General features: G+C 58.5%; 26 protein-coding genes. 8 read left to right on the forward strand and 18 right to left on the reverse strand.

All coding sequences use genetic code 11. The features are described 5' to 3' along the window. Positions 1 to 134: 134 nt before the first annotated feature. The gene (locus DLD99_RS25695; RefSeq protein WP_114885828.1) at positions 135 to 1,130 is read right to left on the reverse strand and encodes a GlxA family transcriptional regulator; all 996 of its coding nucleotides are present in this window, start codon (positions 1,128 to 1,130) and stop codon (positions 135 to 137) included. A gap of 101 nt (positions 1,131 to 1,231) precedes the next feature. Between DLD99_RS25695 and DLD99_RS25700 the strand changes: the two genes are divergently transcribed. The 7 genes from DLD99_RS25700 to DLD99_RS25730 all read left to right on the forward strand — a co-directional run bounded on the left by DLD99_RS25700 (position 1,232) and on the right by DLD99_RS25730 (position 6,396). Next, positions 1,232 to 1,786, forward strand: a complete 555-nt coding sequence (locus DLD99_RS25700; protein ID WP_114885829.1) for a cysteine hydrolase family protein — start codon at positions 1,232 to 1,234, stop codon at positions 1,784 to 1,786. A gap of 154 nt (positions 1,787 to 1,940) precedes the next feature. Then, positions 1,941 to 2,609, forward strand: coding sequence for a YjfI family protein (locus DLD99_RS25705; protein WP_085712342.1), 669 nt, complete (start codon positions 1,941 to 1,943; stop codon positions 2,607 to 2,609). A 17-nt stretch (positions 2,610 to 2,626) separates the two neighbouring features. After that, positions 2,627 to 3,325, forward strand: coding sequence for a PspA/IM30 family protein (locus DLD99_RS25710; protein ID WP_114885831.1), 699 nt, complete (start codon positions 2,627 to 2,629; stop codon positions 3,323 to 3,325). A gap of 123 nt (positions 3,326 to 3,448) precedes the next feature. Next, complete coding sequence (locus DLD99_RS25715; RefSeq protein ID WP_114885833.1) at positions 3,449 to 4,093, forward strand: DUF2491 family protein; 645 nt, start codon at positions 3,449 to 3,451, stop codon at positions 4,091 to 4,093. A 13-nt stretch (positions 4,094 to 4,106) separates the two neighbouring features. After that, positions 4,107 to 4,532 (forward strand): DUF350 domain-containing protein, encoded by a 426-nt coding sequence (locus DLD99_RS25720; RefSeq protein WP_085712345.1) that lies wholly within the window; start codon positions 4,107 to 4,109, stop codon positions 4,530 to 4,532. 17 nt (positions 4,533 to 4,549) lie between these two features. Then, positions 4,550 to 5,239 (forward strand): DUF1190 domain-containing protein, encoded by a 690-nt coding sequence (locus tag DLD99_RS25725; RefSeq protein ID WP_114885835.1) that lies wholly within the window; start codon positions 4,550 to 4,552, stop codon positions 5,237 to 5,239. Further along, on the forward strand, positions 5,239 to 6,396 hold the full coding sequence (locus DLD99_RS25730) for a glutathionylspermidine synthase family protein (RefSeq protein WP_114885837.1): 1,158 nt from the start codon (positions 5,239 to 5,241) through the stop codon (positions 6,394 to 6,396). The genes DLD99_RS25725 and DLD99_RS25730 overlap by 1 nt, the downstream gene beginning before the upstream one ends. Before the next feature lie 75 nt (positions 6,397 to 6,471). Here DLD99_RS25730 and DLD99_RS25735 read toward each other — a convergent pair whose 3' ends face one another. After that, on the reverse strand, positions 6,472 to 6,990 hold the full coding sequence (locus DLD99_RS25735; protein ID WP_007966163.1) for a single-stranded DNA-binding protein: 519 nt from the start codon (positions 6,988 to 6,990) through the stop codon (positions 6,472 to 6,474). Between the two features lie 9 nt (positions 6,991 to 6,999). After that, complete coding sequence (locus tag DLD99_RS25740) at positions 7,000 to 8,397, reverse strand: MFS transporter (protein WP_114885839.1); 1,398 nt, start codon at positions 8,395 to 8,397, stop codon at positions 7,000 to 7,002. Positions 8,398 to 8,588: 191 nt separating this feature from the next. Between DLD99_RS25740 and uvrA the strand changes: the two genes are divergently transcribed. Continuing rightward, on the forward strand, positions 8,589 to 11,423 hold the full coding sequence (gene uvrA, locus DLD99_RS25745) for an excinuclease ABC subunit UvrA (RefSeq protein WP_114885841.1): 2,835 nt from the start codon (positions 8,589 to 8,591) through the stop codon (positions 11,421 to 11,423). Positions 11,424 to 11,488: 65 nt separating this feature from the next. Here uvrA and bfr read toward each other — a convergent pair whose 3' ends face one another. The 15 genes from bfr to rpsH all read right to left on the reverse strand — a co-directional run bounded on the left by bfr (position 11,489) and on the right by rpsH (position 20,694). Next, positions 11,489 to 11,956, reverse strand: coding sequence for a bacterioferritin (gene bfr / locus DLD99_RS25750; protein ID WP_065259514.1), 468 nt, complete (start codon positions 11,954 to 11,956; stop codon positions 11,489 to 11,491). Positions 11,957 to 12,105: 149 nt separating this feature from the next. Then, the gene (locus DLD99_RS25755; protein ID WP_114885843.1) at positions 12,106 to 13,560 is read right to left on the reverse strand and encodes a catalase; all 1,455 of its coding nucleotides are present in this window, start codon (positions 13,558 to 13,560) and stop codon (positions 12,106 to 12,108) included. A 238-nt stretch (positions 13,561 to 13,798) separates the two neighbouring features. Beyond that, positions 13,799 to 14,185 carry a 50S ribosomal protein L17 gene (rplQ, locus tag DLD99_RS25760; RefSeq protein WP_007955635.1) on the reverse strand — a complete coding sequence of 129 codons (387 nt, stop codon included), beginning with the start codon at positions 14,183 to 14,185 and terminating at the stop codon, positions 13,799 to 13,801. A 42-nt stretch (positions 14,186 to 14,227) separates the two neighbouring features. Continuing rightward, the gene (locus tag DLD99_RS25765; protein ID WP_003186012.1) at positions 14,228 to 15,229 is read right to left on the reverse strand and encodes a DNA-directed RNA polymerase subunit alpha; all 1,002 of its coding nucleotides are present in this window, start codon (positions 15,227 to 15,229) and stop codon (positions 14,228 to 14,230) included. A 22-nt stretch (positions 15,230 to 15,251) separates the two neighbouring features. Continuing rightward, on the reverse strand, positions 15,252 to 15,872 hold the full coding sequence (gene rpsD / locus DLD99_RS25770) for a 30S ribosomal protein S4 (RefSeq protein WP_003176404.1): 621 nt from the start codon (positions 15,870 to 15,872) through the stop codon (positions 15,252 to 15,254). Between the two features lie 18 nt (positions 15,873 to 15,890). Next, complete coding sequence (gene rpsK, locus DLD99_RS25775) at positions 15,891 to 16,280, reverse strand: 30S ribosomal protein S11 (protein ID WP_002555466.1); 390 nt, start codon at positions 16,278 to 16,280, stop codon at positions 15,891 to 15,893. 30 nt (positions 16,281 to 16,310) lie between these two features. Further along, positions 16,311 to 16,667, reverse strand: a complete 357-nt coding sequence (rpsM, locus tag DLD99_RS25780; protein ID WP_003186020.1) for a 30S ribosomal protein S13 — start codon at positions 16,665 to 16,667, stop codon at positions 16,311 to 16,313. Positions 16,668 to 16,797: 130 nt separating this feature from the next. Next, positions 16,798 to 16,914, reverse strand: coding sequence for a 50S ribosomal protein L36 (gene rpmJ, locus DLD99_RS25785; RefSeq protein WP_002555468.1), 117 nt, complete (start codon positions 16,912 to 16,914; stop codon positions 16,798 to 16,800). 27 nt (positions 16,915 to 16,941) lie between these two features. Next, the gene (gene secY, locus DLD99_RS25790) at positions 16,942 to 18,270 is read right to left on the reverse strand and encodes a preprotein translocase subunit SecY (protein ID WP_003228718.1); all 1,329 of its coding nucleotides are present in this window, start codon (positions 18,268 to 18,270) and stop codon (positions 16,942 to 16,944) included. Beyond that, entirely contained in the window at positions 18,271 to 18,708 is a 438-nt protein-coding gene (gene rplO / locus DLD99_RS25795; protein ID WP_003228720.1) for a 50S ribosomal protein L15, read from the reverse strand. It lies immediately after the preceding gene. A 3-nt stretch (positions 18,709 to 18,711) separates the two neighbouring features. Next, a complete protein-coding gene (rpmD, locus tag DLD99_RS25800; protein ID WP_003176408.1) occupies positions 18,712 to 18,888 on the reverse strand; it encodes a 50S ribosomal protein L30 in 177 nt (58 codons plus the stop codon). A 2-nt stretch (positions 18,889 to 18,890) separates the two neighbouring features. After that, complete coding sequence (gene rpsE, locus DLD99_RS25805; RefSeq protein ID WP_007955637.1) at positions 18,891 to 19,391, reverse strand: 30S ribosomal protein S5; 501 nt, start codon at positions 19,389 to 19,391, stop codon at positions 18,891 to 18,893. A gap of 3 nt (positions 19,392 to 19,394) precedes the next feature. Further along, the gene (gene rplR, locus DLD99_RS25810) at positions 19,395 to 19,745 is read right to left on the reverse strand and encodes a 50S ribosomal protein L18 (RefSeq protein ID WP_003186037.1); all 351 of its coding nucleotides are present in this window, start codon (positions 19,743 to 19,745) and stop codon (positions 19,395 to 19,397) included. Between the two features lie 10 nt (positions 19,746 to 19,755). Beyond that, on the reverse strand, positions 19,756 to 20,289 hold the full coding sequence (gene rplF, locus DLD99_RS25815) for a 50S ribosomal protein L6 (RefSeq protein ID WP_065259511.1): 534 nt from the start codon (positions 20,287 to 20,289) through the stop codon (positions 19,756 to 19,758). A gap of 12 nt (positions 20,290 to 20,301) precedes the next feature. Then, on the reverse strand, positions 20,302 to 20,694 hold the full coding sequence (gene rpsH, locus DLD99_RS25820; protein WP_011336171.1) for a 30S ribosomal protein S8: 393 nt from the start codon (positions 20,692 to 20,694) through the stop codon (positions 20,302 to 20,304). Positions 20,695 to 20,897: the final 203 nt, after the last annotated feature.

Consider the following 20,897-nt stretch of genomic DNA (forward strand, 5'->3'; position numbering starts at 1 on the left):
AGAGATCAGGCCAAACGACGGCAACGCCAAAACCTTTGCGGATCAGTCGATTAGCCTTTTCGTACTGGCGTTGCGCCCGTTTCAATCTGCACGATGGCCGCCACGGCCGCGGCATTTTGCACGACCGCGCGGTGTTATCTAGTCAGCGCCGCCGGTGGGGTCACGCCGAACCGATTGCGGTAGTCACTCGGCGCCAGCCCGGTGATTTTCTTGAAGATGGCGCGAAAGGCTCCCGGATCCTGATACCCCACCGTCCACGCAATGTGATCGATGGTGCCGTTGCTGAACTCGAGCATTTCCCGGGCCTTGCCGACCCGCAGGTGCTGACAGTATTCGGTGGGTTTCAGGCCGGTCGCCGCCCGGAAACGACGCAGGAATGTGCGCTCTTCCAGACCCGAGCGTTCGGCCATCGAGGCCAGCGAAACGTCAGTAGCGCCGGTGCTTTGCAGCCAGTGCTGGACCTTGAGAATCGACGTGTCGCCATGGTTGAGGATCGGCGCGAAATTGCTGCCGCAGGCACTGGCGCTGTCGCTGTGTTCCATCACCAGGAACCGCGCGGTGGCGCTGGCGATGCTTGGGCCCAACAAACGATCAACCAGCCGCAACCCCAGTTCCGACCAAGCCATCAGACCGGCCGTGGTGATCAGATCACCATCATCGACAATCGGTGTATCCGCCTTGAGATTAATGTCCGGGTAGCGCTCGGCAAAGGCCTTGGCCGAGGTCCAGTGAGTGGTGGCGCTGCGACCGTTGAGCAGACCGCTTTCGGCCAGCAACCACGAGCCCACGCAGACGCCACCCAGCGTCGCGCCACGGCCATGCTGGTCGCGCAGCCATTGCAGCAATCCCGGCGATGCCTGCTCTGCGCTGAACCCGGCGATTGACGGCGGGATCAGCACCGCCAGCAAACCCGTTTCTGCAGCAGGATGACTGTCGTAAACCCTGACCGGTGCCTGCTCGTTCTCGACCTGCCAGTGACTCACCCGCAGTCGCGGCAATTGCGCGGCCTGATGCTCGACGGCGATCCGGTCGGCCACGCCGAACAGGTCGGTCAAGCCATGCACCGCCGCCAGTTGCGCGCCGGGATAAATCAGCACGCCCAGCTCGGCAACGGCCCTTTCAACACCCATTGTCAGTTTTCCCCTGTCTATTGTCGGTGCGGCCAATCCTCGATGACGTAGCGGGCGCCGATACTGATTCCACTCCCAACAAACACTTCGAGGAAACACCCATGGCCAGGCAAGCGCTCATCGTAGTCGATATCCAGAACGACTACTTCCCCCAAGGCAAGTGGCCGCTGGCAGGCGTCGACGCCGCCGCCGACAACGCCGCCCGACTGATCGCCGCGTTCCGTGAAGCGGGTGATCCGGTGATCCATATCCGTCACGAATTCACCTCGGCGGATGCGCCGTTTTTCACCCCCGGCTCCGAGGGCGCAAAGCTGCACCCCAAAGTGCTCAACCGCGCCGATGAACCGGTGGTGCTCAAGCATTTCGTCAACGCGTTCCGCGAAACCGAGCTGCAATCGGTCCTCGATGAACAAGACATCAAGGCACTGGTGGTGGTCGGCAGCATGAGCCACATGTGCATCGATGGCGTGGTCCGGGCTGCGGCGGACCTGGGCTACACCGTCACGGTGATCCACGATGCCTGCGCCACCCGCGATCTGGAATTCAATGGCCTGACCGTGCCGGCGGCCCACGTTCACGCAGCATTCATGTCGTCGCTGGGCTTTGCCTACGCCAGCGTGGTTTCGGCAGAAGAATTCCTCAACGCCCGCCATTAATCCTCGTCCGCAAACCTTCGCAAGAAACACAGGCCCGCCACGTAGCGGGCCTTTTTTCGCGCGCTGAAAAAATCTCACGCGTGAGCCATTGATGGCACTTTGAATTGGTTGTAGTGTGGCTCACGCGTGAGATGTTCATAACGGAGTCATCGCCATGAAAAGCAACTCCCCTGCAACAAAATCGGAGAGCCCGAAGGGAGTGCGCTCGACAACGTCCGCGAAAAAACCGTCGAGCTTCTATATGAAGCAGATGCGCGCGGGCCTGGCTGCCGCCGGTTATGTGAAACACGAAACTTGGGTGCTTCCCGAAAACCGAAGCTTGCTCAAGCAAATGGAGCAACAGCTACGCCAACCGATTCTGGCTGGCTCTTTCATGTCGGAGAATTACATGAGCGCAGGCAACAACTGGAACATCGATAGCCTCTACAACGCTTTCAAGGCACTGGACGAGGTGGCTTCCCACGAGATCACGCTGTCCCTGATCCAGAGCGCCGAACCCAGCCTCAAGCTGGAAATGAACGAATTCGGCGGCCTGCCGATTCACATTGCCATCGCGGGTCAGCAGATCATCGTCGATACCGTGCTGGTGGACATCGATTCGATTACCGACGTGCGCACCTTCAACGACGCGGTGCTGCGCAGCCGGGAAATGTTCCCGCTGTCGTCGATCGGCATCGAGACCATGCCCAACGGCCAGACCGTCTACAACATGTTCGGCGCGCTGAGTGCGGATTCGAGCCTGACCAACGTGGTCACCGAGGTGAAAACCCTGGTCGACAACGTGCAGCGCGCCAGCGAAGCCTTCGAACACTTCTTCAAGTAATCAACAGGGAAAATCCAATGACTCAGTCCATCTGGAGCAAGTTGTTCACCGCACTGCGCGGCGGCGCCAATGAAGTCGGCGAAGCGATCGTCGACCAACAGGCCCTGCGCATCCTCGACCAGGAAATCCGTGACGCCGACAGCGCCCTGTCCAACGCCCGTCGCGAACTGGTCACCATCATGGCCAAGCACAAGCTGTCCGCCGACCGCGTGAGCGAGTACGACGCCAAGATCAAGGATCTGGAAGCCAAGGCTGTTTCGGCCCTGAACGCCGGCCGTGAAGATCTGGCGATGGAAGTGGCCGAAGCGATTTCGACCCTGACCAACGACCTGAGCACCGAGAAAGCCCAGAGCGACGAGTTCGGCACCTACGCCGACAACATGCGCAAGGACATCAACAAGGCCGAAGCGCGGATCAAAAGCCTGCGTCAGCAAGTGGACATGGCCAAGGCCCGTGAAAGCGTGCAGAAAGCCCAGGTCAGCGCATCCATCGCCAGCGGCGGCGCCAACGGCAAGCTGGAAACCGCAGTCGGCACCCTGAACCGTCTGCAAGAAAAGCAAAAGCAGCGCGCCGCCGAGCTGAACGCTCAGGACGAACTGGCCGATGCCACGACCGGCAACGATCTGGAGCGCAAACTGCGCGACGCCGGCATCACGCCGAACGAGGGCAGCGCCAACGCGATCCTCGAGCGCCTGAAGCAGAAGTCGGCCCAGTAAGGGCAGCCGGCGAAAAGAAGGGCACCGGGTGCCCTTCTTTTTTGCCTGCTCGTTTGTCACGAGGCCGGTACACTAGCGGCGTTTTGCCAACGAACACCTCCACCCGCTTCAAGGAATGTACCCATGGGATGGTTAAAGAATTTGCTCGGCACCGGCTCGGCCCCTGCACCTGCACGCGAGGCGGCCAGCGGCCCGTTGGGCCTGGCGCAGGGCAAGGGGATCCGTTTCGATACGACCCTCGCCCTGTTGCTCGACGGCAGCACCTCGGTACGGGTCCCCGATGCCCAGGCCATCTGGAGCGCCGGCTGGATCGACCTCGGCCAGTCGAACAAGCTGTATCGCTACTACCTGGACAACGAAGATTTCTGGCTGCAGGTCCACGTCACCGGCGACGATCAGATCGAATCGGTGACGCTGTTCAATTACGTCAGCTATGTCACGGTCAACAGTGACGCCGAACTGCAGCGCCTGGCGGGCCCGAACAGCCTGATCGGCCTGCCGGCCTACACCCATGACGGCGTGTCCTTCACCCGGGAATGGGGCACCGAACGCGGCCAGACCGAACTGGTCCCGCTCACCGAGCAAGTGGTCAATCCCGACGAGTCCTACACCATCGAACACCATTCGATGCTGTATGCCCGGGAAACCGGCCTGACCGACCGTCGCGAATTGCTGCTGTTCTCCGTCGAACAGGACGAAGAAGGCACCGTCAGCCTCAGCACATCGCTGGGCATCTCGTTGTACACCACCGATCTGAGCACCATTTAAAAGGAAGTTCCCCATGCTGGAAGTGCTGTCCGTTTCCCTGAACAAGGCCGCGCTGGTCGGTTTCGCCGCCTATCTGATCGGCGCCGTGCTGCTGTTCATGCTGTTTCAGTTCGTCTACACGCGCATCACGCCGCACAAGGAATTCGAACTGATTCGCGGCGGCAACAACGCAGCCGCCATCGCTCTGTCGGGTGCGATCATCGGTTTCGCGATTCCGGCGAGCAACATCATCGCCCACTCGATCAACGTTCTCGATTTCGTCCTCTGGGCTGTGATCGCTGCTGCGGTGCAACTGCTGGCATTCCTGGCCACCGGACTGGTGCTCAAAGGCACGTCCCAGCGCATCGCCAACGGTGAGGTTGCCGCCGGCATCTACGTGGCAGCGGTGGCGATCAGCGTCGGCATGCTCAACGCCGCGTGCATGACCCCGTCCTACTGATCGGCAGGAAGCCCGAGATGAAACGAAGCAAGTACGTTCAACTGTCCCTCGCCGCTTCGGTGGCCCTGGCGATTTCCGGTGAAGCAGCCGCCCAGGAACAACAGCGCACCTTCCAGAGCGTGGAACAGTGCGTCGACGCCGAAGTGGCTGCCGATGCCTGCTCGAATGCCTACGTCGCGGCCCTGGCCGAACACCGGCGCATCGCCCCGGCCTATGACGACAAAACCAAGTGCGACGCAGACTTTGCCGCCGGCTGGTGTCAGAAAAATTCCGACGGCCGCTTTGTGCCGAAGCTCGGTGGTTTCAAGGTGCCGCAAAACTCCGAGCCGGCACAGAACCTTGATGCAATTGCCAATGCGCAGATGCCGGAAGGCAATGCCGAGCCAGTGCAGACCACCCAGAACACGACCCACGTCTCAAGTGGTGGCGGATCGAGCAACGGCTGGCTGACCGGTTGGCTGATCGGTAACGCCATGAGCAACAACTCGCGGACGGTGTATCGCGACCGCGATACGCGCCAGACGTACGACACTTCGACGCTGAACCGGCGGATCGAATCGGCTCCGAGCACCACTCGCAGCAATTCGGACTACACCAGCTCCCGTAGTAAATCGGTCAACGTTGCGTCTTCCACTTCCCGTGGCGGTTTCGGCAGCCAGTCCAGCGCACGCAGCGGTTGGGGCGGCTGGGGCAGTTCGAGCAGCTGATGAAGAAGATCCATTGCGCCGAGCGCCACGACTGGAAACAGACGGCCGAAAGCCTCGGTTTTCTGTTTCACACCATCGACGACGAGCCCTACTGGGACGAGCGCGCGTACTACCAGTTCACGCTCGCGCAGATCGAAAACGATCTCGAGGATCCGACCACCGAACTGCACGAGATGTGCATGGATCTGGTGGACCGGGTCGTGCGCAGTGAAGAACTGCTTGATCGCCTGAGCATCCCTGCTTCGTACTACGACATGATCCGAACGTCCTGGCTGGAAGGTCATCCGCATCTGTACGGACGCATGGACTTCTCCTACAGCGGTAACGGCCCGGCGAAACTGCTGGAGCTCAACTACGACACGCCCACCAGCCTTTATGAAGCCTCGGCATTCCAGTGGGGCTGGCTTGAGCAATGCATCGAGCGCGGGATGCTGCCGCGCCATGCCGACCAGTTCAACAGCATCGACACCCGCCTGCATGAGGCCTTTGCCGCGCTGAAGCTCAAGCGCCCGTTCTACTTCGCCTCGATGAAAGGCTCGGTCGAGGACAAAGGCACCACGGACTACCTGCGACTGGTCGCGGAAAAGGTCGGCATCGAATCGCAGCACATCGATATCGAAGACATCGGCCTGACAACCGAAGGACGTTTCGTCGATCTCGAAGATCGCTGGATCCCGCACCTGTTCAAGCTGCACGCCTGGGAGTTCATCTTCCACGAGCCGTTCGGCGCAGCCATTGCCGATTGCGATACGCAGTTTTTCGAACCGGCATGGAAAGCCATTCTCTCCAATAAAGGCGCCCTGCCCCTGCTCTGGGAATTGCACAAGGGCCATCCGAATCTGCTGGCCGCTCATCTCGATCCGAATCCGGCCAGCGCAGTGCCGAAAGGATGGGTACGCAAGCCGTACTTCTCCCGGGAAGGTGCCAACATCGAGCTGCAAACTGCCGACGGTCTGATCGTCAAAGAGGATGGCCCCTACACGGATGCGCCCTTCATCCTGCAGGAATTTGCGCCGCTGCCAAGGTTCGATGACAGCTACACGCTGATCGGTTCCTGGGTGATCGGCGATCAGGCGGCGGGGATTGGCGTGCGGGAGGACAACAGTCTGATCACCAAGGATTCGAGCCGGTTCCTGCCGCATCTGATTCTTGACTGAAAAACATGCGCCCATGAAAAAGGCCCGTCGTGTTCAGCGACGGGCCTTTTTATTTAAAGCGGGTACAGCTGCGAATCAGAACGGGATGTCGTCATCGAAGCTGTCGAAATCCGGAGCCGGTTGCGGCGCTGCCTGCTGTGGAGCCGGGGCCGGACGCTGCTGAGGAGCCGACTGCTGCGGACGCGGAGCCTGCTGGCGCGGCGCCTGCTGCTGATAGTTGTTGCCACCGCCTTGTTGGTCGCCCTGTTGTGGACGGCCGCCCAGCAGTTGCATGGTGCCTTGCATGTCGACCACGATTTCGGTGGTGTAACGCTTGATACCGTCTTTTTCCCACTCGCGGGTCTGCAGCTTGCCTTCGATGTACACCTGCGAACCCTTGCGCAGGTATTCGCCGGCGATTTCGGCTACCTTGCCGAACATCGATACGCGGTGCCACTCGGTCTTCTCGACCTTCTGACCGGTCTGCTTGTCGGTCCACTGTTCGCTGGTTGCCAGACTCAGGTTGGTCACGGCGTTACCGTTAGGCAAGTAGCGAACTTCGGGATCCTGGCCGCAAGTGCCGACCAATATGACTTTGTTAACCCCACGGGCCATAACGTTCTCCTAGGCTTCGCAAGCAGCCCCGGCCGGGTTGTTCACCAGGCGTTCGAGGGTGTCGCGATCCACTAATTCTTTATCCAGTTTGATGTAAACAGCCGCTTCATCGGCGACTATCACTGCATCTGTTACCCCCACGAGGGCCCTGAGGCGCTCGACCAGACCCGCTTCGCGGATCGCCTCGGGCGACAACGGCAAGCGCAGGCTCGTCACGTAGGGAGGTTCGCGCATGGTAACAGCAAAGGCCAGCCAGATGGCAGCCAGCCCGGCACATCCGAGGAACACAACCGACAGACCGCCATGCTGGAACATCCAGCCGCCGAGTATCCCGCCGAGTGCCGAACCGAGGAACTGGCTGGTGGAGTACACGCCCATGGCCGTGCCCTTGCCACCTGCCGGTGAAACCTTGCTGATCAGCGACGGCAGCGAGGCTTCCAGCAGATTGAACGCGGTAAAGAACACCACCGTCCCGATCACCAGAGCGCGCAGGCTGTCACCGAACTGCCAGAAGAATAGCTCAGTGAGCATCAGCGTCATGACGGCGCCGAGCAAAACTCGTTTCATTTTGCGTTTCTTCTCGCCGTAGATGATGAACGGGATCATGGCGAAGAAAGAGATCAGCAAGGCAGTAAGGTAGACCCACCAGTGCTGTTCCTTGGGCAGCCCGGCTTTTTCGACCAGGGCCAGGGGCAGCGCGACGAAGCTCGACATCAACATCGCATGTAACACAAAAATGCCCAGATCCAGACGCAGCAGGTCCGGGTGCTTGAGCGTCGGCATCAACGCCTGACGCGCCACGCCAGACTCACGATGACTCAGCGGCCCGGTGGACTTCGGCACCATGAACAGCACGATCACGATCCCCACCAGTGCCATGCCGCCGGTGGCCAGGAACAGGCCGGAAAGACCAAATGCGCGAGTCAGCAGCGGACCGACCACCATGGCCACCGCGAACGACAGGCCGATGGTCATGCCGATCATCGCCATCGCTTTGGTGCGGTGCTGTTCGCGGGTCAGGTCGGAAAGCAGTGCCATGACCGCTGCGGAAATTGCCCCGGCACCCTGCAGGATCCGGCCGGCAATCACGCCCCAGATCGAGTCGGCCTGGGCCGCCAGGACGCTGCCGAGGGCAAAGACGATCAGCCCCAGGTAAATCACCGGGCGACGGCCGATATGGTCGGAAATGATCCCGAACGGAATCTGGAAAATCGCCTGGGTCAGGCCGTAAGCGCCAATCGCCAGCCCGATGAGGGCCGGGGTCGCTCCCGCCAGATCCATGCCATAGGTCGCCAGTACCGGCAGCACCATGAACATGCCAAGCATACGGAAGGCGAACACCAGGGCCAGACCGCTCGCCGCGCGGGTCTCGCTGCCACTCATGCGTTCGCTGTGGGGATCGTGCATGGAAAAACCTCGTGTGAACCGGCGGCGATTCTACCAGTCCCATCGAAAGACGGGGTATATCGCGACGCTATGACGCGTATAGATGAAACTCTCTTCATGCAAGGTGGAAAACCCTTCATTCGATAGTGTGCATCCATCCAGTATTTGGCCGTATACTCCTGTGTTTTCGACGCCCGCCGAGCGAGGCCACTTTGGACAAGATCCTGATACGTGGGGCCCGTACCCACAACCTGAAGAACATCGACCTGACCCTGCCACGGGACAAGCTGATCGTCATCACCGGCCTGTCCGGATCCGGCAAGTCGTCCCTGGCCTTCGACACGCTCTATGCCGAAGGTCAGCGCCGCTATGTCGAATCCCTGTCGGCCTATGCCCGGCAGTTCCTGTCGATGATGGAAAAACCCGACGTCGACACCATCGAAGGCCTGTCGCCGGCGATCTCCATCGAACAGAAGTCGACCTCGCACAACCCGCGATCCACGGTCGGCACCATCACCGAGATCTACGACTACCTGCGCCTGCTCTATGCGCGCGTCGGCACACCGCGCTGCCCGGATCACGATATCCCGCTGGAAGCGCAGACCGTCAGCCAGATGGTTGACCTGGTGCTGGCCCAGCCGGAAGGCAGCAAGCTGATGCTGCTGGCGCCGGTGATCCGCGAGCGCAAGGGCGAGCATCTGTCGGTGTTCGAAGAGCTGCGGGCTCAGGGCTTCGTCCGGGCCCGGGTCAACGGCCGGCTCTGCGAGCTGGACGAGCTGCCAAAGCTGGATAAGCAGAAAAAGCACACCATTGAAGTCGTGGTCGACCGCTTCAAGGTTCGCGCCGATTTGCAGCAGCGTCTGGCCGAATCCTTCGAGACCGCACTGAAACTGGCGGACGGTATCGCCCTCGTAGCACCGATGGATGACGAGCCGGGCGAAGAGATGATCTTCTCCGCGCGCTTCGCCTGCCCGATCTGCGGCCATGCGATCAGCGAGCTGGAACCCAAGCTGTTTTCCTTCAACAACCCGGCCGGCGCCTGCCCGACCTGTGACGGTCTGGGCGTGAAACAGTTTTTCGACATCAAGCGTCTGGTCAACGGTGAGTTGACGCTGGCCGAAGGCGCGATCCGCGGCTGGGACCGGCGCAACGTCTATTACTTCCAGATGCTCGGTTCACTGGCCGCGCATTACGGCTTCAGCCTCGAGCAGCCGTTCAACGAACTGCCGGCCGATCAGCAGAAATACATTCTGCATGGCAGCGGTTCGCAGAATGTCGATTTCAAGTATCTCAACGACCGCGGCGACATCGTCAAGCGTTCGCATCCGTTCGAAGGCATCGTGCCGAACCTCGAGCGCCGCTATCGCGAAACCGAGTCGGCGAGCGTGCGCGAAGAACTGGCGAAGTTTCTCAGCACACAGTCCTGCCCGGATTGCCGCGGCACCCGCCTGCGTCGCGAAGCGCGACATGTGTGGGTTGGCGAGAAAACCCTGCCGGCGGTGACCAACCTGCCGATCGGTGATGCCTGCGACTACTTCGGCGAGCTGAAGATGACCGGCCGTCGTGGTGAAATTGCCGACAAGATTCTCAAGGAAATCCGCGAGCGCCTGCAGTTCCTGGTCAACGTGGGGCTGGATTACCTGTCGCTGGATCGCAGCGCCGATACCCTGTCCGGCGGCGAGGCCCAGCGGATTCGTCTGGCCAGCCAGATCGGCGCCGGACTGGTCGGGGTTCTGTACATCCTCGATGAGCCGTCCATCGGCCTGCACCAGCGTGACAACGACCGTCTGCTCGGCACCCTCAAGCACCTGCGCGATATCGGCAACACGGTGATCGTGGTCGAGCACGACGAAGACGCGATCCGTCTGGCCGACTACGTAGTGGATATCGGCCCGGGCGCCGGGGTTCATGGCGGGCAGATCGTCGCCGAAGGCACGCCGGATGAAGTCATGGCGCACCCGGACTCGCTCACAGGCAAATACCTGTCGGGGCGGGTCAAGATCGAAGTGCCGGCCAAACGCACGCCGCGCAACAAGAAGCAGGTGCTGTCGCTCAAGGGCGCGCGGGGCAACAACCTGCGCAATGTCGATCTGGAGATCCCGATCGGCTTGCTGACTTGCGTGACCGGCGTTTCCGGCTCGGGCAAATCGACGCTGATCAACAACACGCTGTTCCCGTTGAGCGCCACGGCCCTCAACGGCGCGACCACACTGGAAGCGGCAGCCCACGACAGCATCAAGGGCCTGGAGCACCTGGACAAGGTCGTCGATATCGACCAGAGCCCGATTGGCCGTACACCGCGCTCCAACCCGGCGACCTACACCGGGCTGTTCACGCCGATCCGCGAACTGTTTGCCGGCGTGCCGGAATCCCGCTCCCGTGGTTATGGCCCGGGGCGTTTCTCGTTCAACGTCAAGGGCGGTCGTTGCGAGGCTTGCCAGGGCGACGGTCTGATCAAGGTGGAAATGCACTTCCTGCCAGATATCTACGTGCCGTGCGATGTGTGCAAGAGCAAGCGCTACAACCGCGAAACCCTGGAAATCAAATACAAGGGCAAGAGCATCCACGAAACCCTCGAAATGACGATCGAGGAAGCGCGGGAGTTCTTTGACGCGGTGCCGGCGCTGGCGCGCAAGCTGCAAACGCTGATGGATGTGGGCCTGTCGTACATCAAGCTCGGACAGTCGGCGACCACGCTGTCCGGTGGTGAGGCGCAGCGGGTCAAACTGTCCCGCGAGCTATCCAAGCGTGACACCGGCAAGACCCTGTACATCCTCGACGAGCCGACCACCGGCCTGCACTTCGCGGATATCCAGCAACTGCTCGATGTACTGCATCGCCTGCGCGACCACGGCAACACCGTGGTCGTGATCGAACACAACCTCGACGTGATCAAGACCGCCGACTGGCTGGTGGATCTCGGCCCTGAGGGTGGCTCGAAAGGGGGGCAGATCATCGCTACCGGTACTCCTGAGGAAGTCGCCGAGATGAAGCAATCTCACACCGGCCATTACCTCAAACCACTGCTGATCCGCGATCGAGCCTGATCACCGGGCATGAAAAAGCCCCTGTCACTTCCTCAGTGACAGGGGCTTTTTTGTATCAGTTGCAATCAGGATGTGTGGGATTGCAGGTAGTTCTGGATACCGATCAGCTTGATCAGGCCCAACTGCTTTTCGAGCCAGTAGGTGTGATCTTCTTCAGTGTCATGCAGCTGAAGCTTGAGGATATCGCGGCTTACGTAGTCGCCGTGCTTCTCGCACAGCTCGATGCCTTTGCACAGTGCGGCACGCACCTTGTACTCCAGGCGCAGATCCGCTTCGAGCATGGTCTCCACCGTAGTGCCGACGTCCAGGTCATCCGGACGCATGCGCGGGGTACCTTCGAGCATCAGAATCCGGCGCATCAGCGCATCGGCGTGACCGGCTTCTTCTTCCATCTCGTGGTTGATTCGTTCGTAGAGCTTGGTGAATCCCCAGTCCTCATACATCCGCGAGTGAACGAAATATTGGTCACGCGCGGCCAGTTCGCCGGTCAGCAACGTGTTGAGGTAATCGATAACGTCTGGGTGGCCTTGCATCGCCCTACATCTCCCTTCTTGAAAGTCTGTAGTTTGAACCAACATGACCGCAAGGTCACTTACTTCGCGCAATAAAAGCGAAGATATTCTGAGAAAAGCAGGTTAAATAACGCAAAAACCGCCCTAATGAGGGCGGTTCTGCTTCTCGTTTAGACTTCGTTAAGCTGTACGTTGAGCAGCTTTGCGATTGCTTCTCCGTACGCCGGGTCAGCCTTGTAGAAATGCTGCAACTGGCGGTCCACCACATCACTCGAAACACCGGCCATCGCACCGGCGATATTGTTGACCAACAAGGCTTTCTGCTCGTCGCTCATCAAACGGAACAGCGCACCCGCGTGGCTGTAGTAGTCGGTGTCTTCGCGGTGATCGTAGCGATCAGCCGCACCGCTCAGGGCCAGTGCCGGTTCGGCGTAGTGCGGCGCTTGTTTCGGCGACTCCACGTAGCTGTTCGGCTCGTAGTTCGGGGCCGCGCCACCGTTGCTGCCAAAAGCCATCGAACCGTCACGCTGGTAAGTGTTAACCGGGCTGCGCGGGGCGTTCACCGGCAGTTGCTGGTGATTGGTGCCTACACGGTAGCGATGCGCATCGGCATAAGCGAACACGCGACCTTGCAGCATGCGATCCGGCGAAAGGCCGACGCCTGGCACCATGTTGCTTGGGCCGAACGCGGCTTGCTCGACTTCAGCAAAGTAATTCAGCGGATTGCGATTCAACTCCAGCTCACCGACTTCGATCAGCGGGAACTCCTTCTGCGACCAGGTCTTGGTCACGTCAAACGGGTTCTCGTAATGCGCCGCGGCCTGGGCCTCGGTCATGACCTGGATGCACACGCTCCATTTCGGGAAGTCACCACGCTCGATGGCCTCGAACAAGTCGCGCTGCGCGTAATCCGGATCAGTGCCCGCCAGGCGTGCCGCATCTGCCGGCGCGAGGTTCTTGATCCCTTGCTTGGTCTTGTAGTGCCACTTCACCCAGTGACGCTCGCCTTGTGCACTGATCAAGCTGTAAGTGTGGCTACCGAAGCCGTGCATATGGCGGTAGCCATCCGGGATACCGCGATCAGAGAACAGAATGGTGACCTGATGCAGCGCCTCGGGCGAGTGCGACCAGAAGTCCCACATCATCTGTGCACTTTTCAGGTTGCTCTGCGGCAAGCGTTTCTGGGTGTGGATAAAGTCAGGAAACTTCAGCGGATCACGAATGAAGAACACGGGCGTGTTGTTGCCAACGATGTCCCAGTTGCCTTCTTCGGTGTAGAACTTCAGAGCGAAACCACGAGGATCGCGCTCGGTGTCAGCCGAGCCACGCTCACCGCCCACCGTGGAGAACCGCAGGAAAGTCGGCGTCTGCTTACCCACAGCGGAAAACAGCTTGGCGCTCGTGTATTGCGTGATATCGCGAGTGACGGTGAAGGTACCGTAGGCGCCCGAACCCTTGGCATGCACACGGCGCTCAGGAATGTTTTCGCGGTTGAAGTGAGCAAGCTTCTCGATCAAATGAAAGTCATCGAGCAGCAACGGTCCGCGCGGCCCGGCGGAGCGAGAGTTCTGGTTATCGGCGACTGGTGCACCGCTGGCAGTCGTAAGCGTCTTGTTCTGGCTCATGCGATCTTCTTCCTCTGTCAGTCTTGAACTGCCGGCTAATCGGCTTGTTGGGGAGTATCGATCATCAATATGACAGCCACAAATTCATTAACTCATGGTCATCAATAGAAAATAACTAACAATAAAACCCAGCACATAGTGCAGACCCAAACAGGGTAGAAGCTTGTACGAACGGTGCATTTCTTACAGGCACAAAAAACCGGGCACTAGGCCCGGTTCTTTGTTTCAGACTGACGTCTTACTCAGCGGATACAGCTTCACCGCCGACAGCACGATCAACCAGTTCGACGTACGCCATAGGCGCGTTGTCGCCAGCGCGGAAACCGCACTTGAGGATGCGCAGGTAGCCACCCTCACGGGTAGCGTAACGCTTGCCCAGGTCGTTGAAGAGCTTACCAACGATAGCTTTCGAACGAGTACGGTCGAAAGCCAGACGACGGTTAGCAACGCTGTCTGTCTTGGCCAGAGTGATCAGCGGCTCGGCAACGCGGCGCAGTTCTTTGGCTTTTGGCAGAGTAGTTTTGATCAGCTCGTGCTCGAACAGCGACACAGCCATGTTTTGGAACATGGCCTTGCGGTGCGAGCTGGTGCGGCTCAGGTGGCGACCACTTTTACGATGACGCATGGTTCATTCCTTACCAAACACTACGTTCGGTGATTACGACGATCAGGCAGTCGCCTTGTCGTCCTTCTTAAGACTTGCAGGCGGCCAGTTGTCGAGGCGCATGCCGAGGGACAGACCGCGGGAGGCCAGAACGTCCTTGATTTCAGTCAAGGATTTCTTGCCCAGGTTCGGAGTCTTCAACAGCTCTACTTCGGTGCGCTGAATCAGGTCACCGATGTAGTAGATGTTTTCCGCCTTAAGGCAGTTAGCCGAACGTACAGTCAGTTCCAGATCGTCAACCGGGCGAAGCAGGATCGGATCGATCTCGTCTTCCTGCTCGACAACCACTGGCTCACTGTCACCTTTGAGGTCGACGAACGCAGCCAACTGCTGTTGCAGGATGGTTGCAGCACGACGGATAGCCTCTTCAGGATCCAGAGTACCGTTGGTTTCCAGATCAATAACCAGCTTGTCCAGGTTGGTACGCTGCTCGACACGGGCGTTTTCCACCACGTATGCGATACGGCGAACCGGGCTGAACGAAGAGTCAAGCTGCAAGCGACCGATGCTGCGGCTTTCGTCTTCATCGCTCTGACGCGAGTCTGCTGGTTCATAACCACGACCACGAGCTACGGTGAGCTTCATGTTCAGGGCGCCGTTAGACGCCAGGTTAGCGATTACGTGATCGGGATTAACGATCTCGACATCATGATCCAGCTGAATATCGGCAGCGGTAACCACCCCCGAACCCTTCTTCGACAAGGTCAGCGTAACTTCGTCACGGCCGTGCAGCTTGATAGCCAGACCTTTAAGGTTCAACAGGATTTCAATTACGTCTTCCTGTACACCTTCGATGGCGCTGTACTCGTGGAGCACACCGTCAATCTCGGCCTCGACTACTGCGCAGCCGGGCATTGAGGACAACAGGATGCGGCGCAGCGCGTTGCCCAGGGTGTGGCCGAAACCACGCTCGAGAGGCTCGAGAGTGATCTTGGCGCGGGTTGGACTGACAACCTGCACATCAATATGGCGGGGTGTCAGGAACTCATTTACCGAAATCTGCATGGATGCACCTATTTTCTAGCCCTTACTTGGAGTAGAGCTCGACAATCAGGCTTTCGTTGATGTCGGCGGACAGATCACTGCGAGCAGGAACGTTCTTGAAAACGCCCGACTTCTTCTCAGTGTCTACTTCTACCCACTCTACGCGGCCACGTTGAGCACACAGATCGAGAGCTTGGACAATGCGAAGTTGATTTTTTGCTTTCTCGCGAACAGCGACCACGTCACCAGCACGAACCTGGTACGAAGGAACGTTTACGGTCTGACCGTTAACGCTGATCGACTTGTGCGATACCAGCTGACGGGATTCGGCGCGAGTCGAACCAAAGCCCATACGGTATACGACGTTGTCCAGACGGCATTCGAGCAGTTGCAGCAGGTTTTCACCGGTTGCACCTTTCTTGCCAGCAGCTTCTTTGTAGTAGCCGCTGAACTGACGCTCGAGAACGCCGTAGATACGACGGACCTTCTGCTTTTCACGCAGTTGGGTGCCGTAGTCGGACTGGCGACCGCGGCGTTGGCCGTGGATACCAGGTGCTGCTTCAATGTTGCACTTCGATTCGATCGCGCGCACGCCGCTCTTCAGGAAGAGATCGGTGCCTTCGCGACGAGCGAGTTTGCATTTTGGACCAATGTAACGAGCCATTCTTTACAATCTCCTGGATTACACGCGGCGCTTCTTCGGCGGACGGCACCCGTTGTGCGGGATTGGCGTCACGTCGGTGATGCTGGCGATCTTGTAGCCACAGCCGTTCAAAGCGCGGACTGCGGATTCACGACCTGGACCTGGGCCCTTGACGTTTACGTCGAGGTTTTTCAGGCCGTATTCCAGCGCAGCTTGACCAGCACGCTCAGCAGCTACTTGAGCAGCGAACGGGGTGGACTTGCGGGAACCGCGGAAACCCGAACCACCGGAGGTAGCCCAGGAAAGAGCGTTACCTTGACGGTCGGTAATGGTCACGATGGTGTTGTTAAAAGAGGCATGGATGTGGGCGATGCCATCAACCACTGTCTTTTTAACTTTTTTACGAGGACGAGCAGCAGGTTTTGCCATGATTAAATTCCTGTCGATTCGCTGGGGCGATTACTTGCGGATCGGCTTACGCGGACCTTTACGGGTACGCGCGTTGGTCTTGGTACGCTGACCGCGTACTGGCAGACCACGACGATGACGCAGACCGCGATAGCAACCGAGGTCCATCAAGCGCTTGATTTTCATGTTGATTTCGCGACGCAGGTCACCTTCAGTGGTGAACTTCGCCACTTCGCCACGCAGCTGTTCAATTTGCTCGTCGCTCAGATCCTTGATCTTTGCTGCTGGGTTTACCCCAGTCACTGCACAGATTTTCTGCGCAGTAGTGCGACCAACACCATAGATGTAGGTCAGCGAGATAACAGTATGCTTGTTATCTGGAATGTTAACGCCTGCAATACGGGCCATTCAGTGGGACTCCAATTGACAGCTACCTACGCCCCGGAAGCCAAGAAATAGGGCGCGAGATAATATCGCTGTAATAACAAATAATCAACCCGGCAGCGCACTAGCTGCCGGGCTTGAAGCACAATCACACTCAGCCTTGGCGCTGTTTGTGACGCGGTTCCGCGCTGCAAATTACTCGAACAACACCTTCGCGGCGAATAATCTTGCAGTTACGGCACAGCTTTTTCACCGATGCACGAACTTTCATCACCAACTCCTCGAACCTTATGGGTACTCAGCGCAACATGCCGCTGCCGTAACCCTTCAGGTTGGCTTTCTTCATCAGGGATTCGTACTGGTGCGAAACGAGGTGCGATTGTACTTGGGACATGAAGTCCATCACAACCACGACCACGATCAGCAACGAGGTCCCGCCAAGGTAGAACGGAACGTTTGCTGCAACCACCAGGAACTGGGGCAACAGGCACACGGCCGTCATGTAAAGAGCACCGAACATGGTCAAGCGAGTCAGAACGCCATCAATGTAGCGCGCAGACTGCTCACCTGGACGGATGCCCGGAATAAAGGCACCGGACTTCTTCAGGTTTTCCGCTACGTCTTTCGGATTGAACATCAACGCCGTATAGAAGAAGCAGAAGAAAATAATCCCTGCACTAAACAGCAGAATATTCAACGGCTGACCAGGAGCGATCGACTGCGAGATGTCCTGCAACCAGCCCATACCTTCAGACTGACCGAACCAGGCACCCAACGAAGCCGGGAACAGCAAAATGCTGCTCGCGAAAATAGCCGGAATAACGCCGGCCATGTTCACCTTCAGCGGCAAGTGGCTAGTCTGCGCAGCGAAAACCTTGCGGCCTTGCTGACGCTTGGCGTAGTGAACAGCGATACGACGCTGACCACGCTCAATGAACACCACGAAACCGATAATCGCTACTGCCAGCAAACCGATGGCAACCAGGGCGAAGATGTTGATATCCCCCTGACGCGCAGACTCGAAAGACTGCCCGATTGCTCTCGGAAGACCGGCGACGATTCCCGAAAAAATCAACATCGAGATACCGTTGCCTACACCACGCTCAGTAATCTGCTCACCCAGCCACATCATGAACATCGCACCAGCCACAAACGTGGATACCGCGACGAAATGGAAGCCAAAGTCACCAGTGAACGCAACGCCCTGCCCTGCCAGGCCAATGGACATGCCAATGGCCTGAACGAGAGCCAGGACGACGGTGCCGTAGCGGGTGTACTGGCTGATCTTGCGACGGCCAGCTTCACCTTCCTTCTTCAACTGCTCCAGCTGCGGGCTGACGGCGGTCATCAGTTGCATGATGATCGATGCCGAAATGTACGGCATGATCCCCAGTGCAAAGATGCTCATCCGCTCCAGCGCGCCGCCGGAAAACATGTTGAACAAGCTAAGAATGGTCCCCTCATTCTGTCGAAACAGGTCCGCGAGTCGGTCCGGGTTGATACCTGGAACCGGGATGTGTGCGCCTATTCGGTAGACGATAATCGCCAGGAACAGAAAACGCAGACGAGCCCAGAGTTCAGACATACCGCCTTTGCCGAGCGCAGAGAGAGCACCTTGCTTAGCCATTTATTCCTCGAACTTGCCGCCAGCTGCTTCGATAGCCGCACGCGCACCTTTGGTGGCGCCGATTCCCTTGCCGATAGTGACAGCGCGAGTCACTTCACCGGACAGCATGATTTTCACACGCTGCACGTTGACGTTGATCACGTTGGCATCTTTCAGGGACTGCACGGTGACGATGTCGCCTTCCACTTTAGCCAGCTCGGACAGACGCACTTCTGCGCGGTCCATGGCCTTCAGGGAAACGAAACCGAACTTCGGCAGGCGACGATGCAGCGGTTGTTGACCGCCTTCAAAGCCTGGAGCAATGGTGCCACCGGAGCGGGAAGTCTGACCTTTGTGACCACGGCCACCAGTCTTACCCAAACCACTACCGATACCACGGCCCGGACGATGCTTTTCGCGACGGGAACCCGGCGCTGGACTCAGATCATTGAGTTTCATCGATTAACCCTCGACACGCAGCATGTAGTAAGCCTTGTTGATCATCCCGCGATTCTCGGGAGTATCCTGGACTTCTACAGTGTGACCGATGCGACGCAGACCCAGACCCTTAACGCACAGTTTGTGGTTAGGGATGCGGCCGGTCATGCTTTTGATCAGCGTAACTTTAACGGTAGCCATGATTACTTGATCTCCTCAACACGCAGGCCACGCTTGGCTGCGATGGACTCAGGAGACTGCATAGCCTTCAGACCCTTGAAAGTGGCGTGAACCACGTTTACAGGGTTAGTCGAGCCGTAGCACTTGGCCAGAACGTTCTGAACGCCAGCAACTTCGAGGACAGCACGCATAGCGCCGCCAGCGATGATACCGGTACCTTCAGAAGCAGGCTGCATGTACACCTTCGAAGCGCCGTGAGCGGACTTCATTGCGTACTGCAGGGTAGTGCCGTTCAGATCAACCTGGATCATGTTGCGGCGAGCAGCTTCCATTGCCTTCTGGATCGCAGCAGGCACTTCACGCGACTTGCCACGGCCGAAGCCAACACGGCCCTTACCATCACCAACCACGGTCAACGCGGTGAAAGTGAAGATACGGCCGCCTTTAACGGTTTTGGCTACGCGGTTAACTTGAACCAGCTTCTCAATGTAGCCTTCGTCGCGCTTTTGGTCGTTATTTGACATAACTTAGAACTCCAGCCCAGCTTCACGAGCAGCATCAGCCAGCGCTTTTACGCGGCCGTGGTACTTGAAGCCAGAGCGGTCGAAAGCCACCTGCGAGACGCCAGCGGCCTTAGCACGCGTAGCGACCAGCTGGCCAACCTTAGTGGCCGCGTCGATGTTGCCAGTGGCGCCATCACGCAGTTCTTTATCCAAAGTCGAGGCGCTTGCCAGGACTTTGTTGCCGTCGGCCGAAATGACCTGGGCGTAGATGTGCTGCGAAGAGCGGAACACGCAGAGACGCACGACTTCGAGTTCGTGCATTTTCAGGCGTGCTTTGCGAGCGCGACGCAGTCGAGTAACTTTTTTGTCGGTCATTTGCTATGCCCTACTTCTTCTTGGCTTCTTTACGACGGACGACTTCGTCCGCGTAGCGCACACCTTTGCCTTTGTACGGCTCTGGTGGACGGAAGTCGCGGATCTCGGCGGCCACTTGACCTACCAGCTGCTTGTCGATGCCCTTGATCAGGATATCGGTCTGGCTAGGAGTCTCAGCGGTGATGCCTTCCGGCAGTTCGTAATCCACTGGGTGCGAGAAGCCAAGAGCCAGGTTCAGCACCTGACCTTTTGCTTGCGCTTTGTAACCAACACCGACCAGCTGGAGCTTGCGCTCGAAGCCTTGGCTTACGCCCTGGACCATGTTGTTTACCAACGCACGAGTGGTACCGGCCATTGCGCGAGTCTGCTGATCGCCATTGCGAGCAGCAAAACGCAGCTCACCGGCTTCTTCAACGATCTCAACGGACGAATGGACGTTCAGTTCAAGAGTACCCTTGGCACCCTTCACCGAAAGCTGTTGGCCTGCGAATTTTACTTCGACACCGGCTGGCAGCTTAACGGGGTTCTTAGCGACGCGAGACATGCTTATCCCCCCTTAGAACACAGTGCAAAGAACTTCGCCGCCGACACCGGCAGCGCGCGCAGCACGATCAGTCATCACACCTTTGTTGGTGGAGACGATAGACACGCCGAGACCGCCACGTACTTTTGGCAGTTCTTCGACGGACTTGTACTGACGCAGGCCTGGACGGCTAACGCGCTTGACTTCTTCGATAACCGGACGGCCTTCGAAATATTTCAGCTCGATAGACAGCAGTGGTTTGGTTTCGCTGCTGATCTGATAACCCGCGATGTAACCTTCGTCCTTCAGGACTTTAGCTACAGCCACCTTCAACGTGGAAGAAGGCATGCTTACGACGGACTTTTCAGCCATCTGGGCATTACGGATTCGAGTTAGCATGTCCGCTAACGGGTCCTGCATACTCATGGGCTAGACGCTCCTAATACAGAAAAATTAGCCTTGCGGCTACTACTTGTCGCCGAGAAATTCCGGGCAGAAAAACACGGGCTCAGGCGAGCCGGTCATTCTAGACACACCCCAGAAATGAATCAAGCCCCAAAAGGGGCTTGATTCATGTTCAAGGCCACCGATGGTCAGGTTCTTGCGACCCCGACCATCGAGACTTTGAC

This window comes from Pseudomonas kribbensis, assembly GCF_003352185.1.
In the GTDB taxonomy this organism is placed as follows: domain Bacteria; phylum Pseudomonadota; class Gammaproteobacteria; order Pseudomonadales; family Pseudomonadaceae; genus Aquipseudomonas; species Aquipseudomonas kribbensis.

Bases quoted from the DNA above. Each gene is read 5' to 3' on its own strand.
- rpsE (WP_007955637.1), bottom strand. From the start codon at position 19,391: ATGTCAAATAACGACCAAAAGCGCGACGAAGGCTACATTGAGAAGCTG.
- DLD99_RS25755 (WP_114885843.1), bottom strand. From the start codon at position 13,560: ATGAGCCAGAACAAGACGCTTACGACTGCCAGCGGTGCACCAGTCGCC.
- DLD99_RS25765 (WP_003186012.1), bottom strand. From the start codon at position 15,229: ATGCAGATTTCGGTAAATGAGTTCCTGACACCCCGCCATATTGATGTG.
- bfr (WP_065259514.1), bottom strand. From the start codon at position 11,956: ATGCAAGGCCACCCAGACGTTATCGATTACCTCAACACGTTGCTGACC.
- rpmJ (WP_002555468.1), bottom strand. From the start codon at position 16,914: ATGAAAGTTCGTGCATCGGTGAAAAAGCTGTGCCGTAACTGCAAGATT.
- DLD99_RS25715 (WP_114885833.1), top strand. From the start codon at position 3,449: ATGGGATGGTTAAAGAATTTGCTCGGCACCGGCTCGGCCCCTGCACCT.
- DLD99_RS25740 (WP_114885839.1), bottom strand. From the start codon at position 8,397: ATGCACGATCCCCACAGCGAACGCATGAGTGGCAGCGAGACCCGCGCG.
- DLD99_RS25725 (WP_114885835.1), top strand. From the start codon at position 4,550: ATGAAACGAAGCAAGTACGTTCAACTGTCCCTCGCCGCTTCGGTGGCC.
- DLD99_RS25735 (WP_007966163.1), bottom strand. From the start codon at position 6,990: ATGGCCCGTGGGGTTAACAAAGTCATATTGGTCGGCACTTGCGGCCAG.
- rplR (WP_003186037.1), bottom strand. From the start codon at position 19,745: ATGACCGACAAAAAAGTTACTCGACTGCGTCGCGCTCGCAAAGCACGC.
- rpmD (WP_003176408.1), bottom strand. From the start codon at position 18,888: ATGGCTACCGTTAAAGTTACGCTGATCAAAAGCATGACCGGCCGCATC.
- DLD99_RS25730 (WP_114885837.1), top strand. From the start codon at position 5,239: ATGAAGAAGATCCATTGCGCCGAGCGCCACGACTGGAAACAGACGGCC.
- rpsM (WP_003186020.1), bottom strand. From the start codon at position 16,667: ATGGCCCGTATTGCAGGCGTTAACATTCCAGATAACAAGCATACTGTT.
- DLD99_RS25695 (WP_114885828.1), bottom strand. From the start codon at position 1,130: ATGGGTGTTGAAAGGGCCGTTGCCGAGCTGGGCGTGCTGATTTATCCC.
- rplF (WP_065259511.1), bottom strand. From the start codon at position 20,289: ATGTCTCGCGTCGCTAAGAACCCCGTTAAGCTGCCAGCCGGTGTCGAA.
- DLD99_RS25720 (WP_085712345.1), top strand. From the start codon at position 4,107: ATGCTGGAAGTGCTGTCCGTTTCCCTGAACAAGGCCGCGCTGGTCGGT.
- secY (WP_003228718.1), bottom strand. From the start codon at position 18,270: ATGGCTAAGCAAGGTGCTCTCTCTGCGCTCGGCAAAGGCGGTATGTCT.
- DLD99_RS25710 (WP_114885831.1), top strand. From the start codon at position 2,627: ATGACTCAGTCCATCTGGAGCAAGTTGTTCACCGCACTGCGCGGCGGC.
- rpsK (WP_002555466.1), bottom strand. From the start codon at position 16,280: ATGGCAAAACCTGCTGCTCGTCCTCGTAAAAAAGTTAAAAAGACAGTG.
- rpsH (WP_011336171.1), bottom strand. From the start codon at position 20,694: ATGAGTATGCAGGACCCGTTAGCGGACATGCTAACTCGAATCCGTAAT.
- rpsD (WP_003176404.1), bottom strand. From the start codon at position 15,872: ATGGCTCGTTACATTGGTCCAAAATGCAAACTCGCTCGTCGCGAAGGC.
- rplQ (WP_007955635.1), bottom strand. From the start codon at position 14,185: ATGCGTCATCGTAAAAGTGGTCGCCACCTGAGCCGCACCAGCTCGCAC.
- DLD99_RS25705 (WP_085712342.1), top strand. From the start codon at position 1,941: ATGAAAAGCAACTCCCCTGCAACAAAATCGGAGAGCCCGAAGGGAGTG.
- rplO (WP_003228720.1), bottom strand. From the start codon at position 18,708: ATGAAACTCAATGATCTGAGTCCAGCGCCGGGTTCCCGTCGCGAAAAG.
- DLD99_RS25700 (WP_114885829.1), top strand. From the start codon at position 1,232: ATGGCCAGGCAAGCGCTCATCGTAGTCGATATCCAGAACGACTACTTC.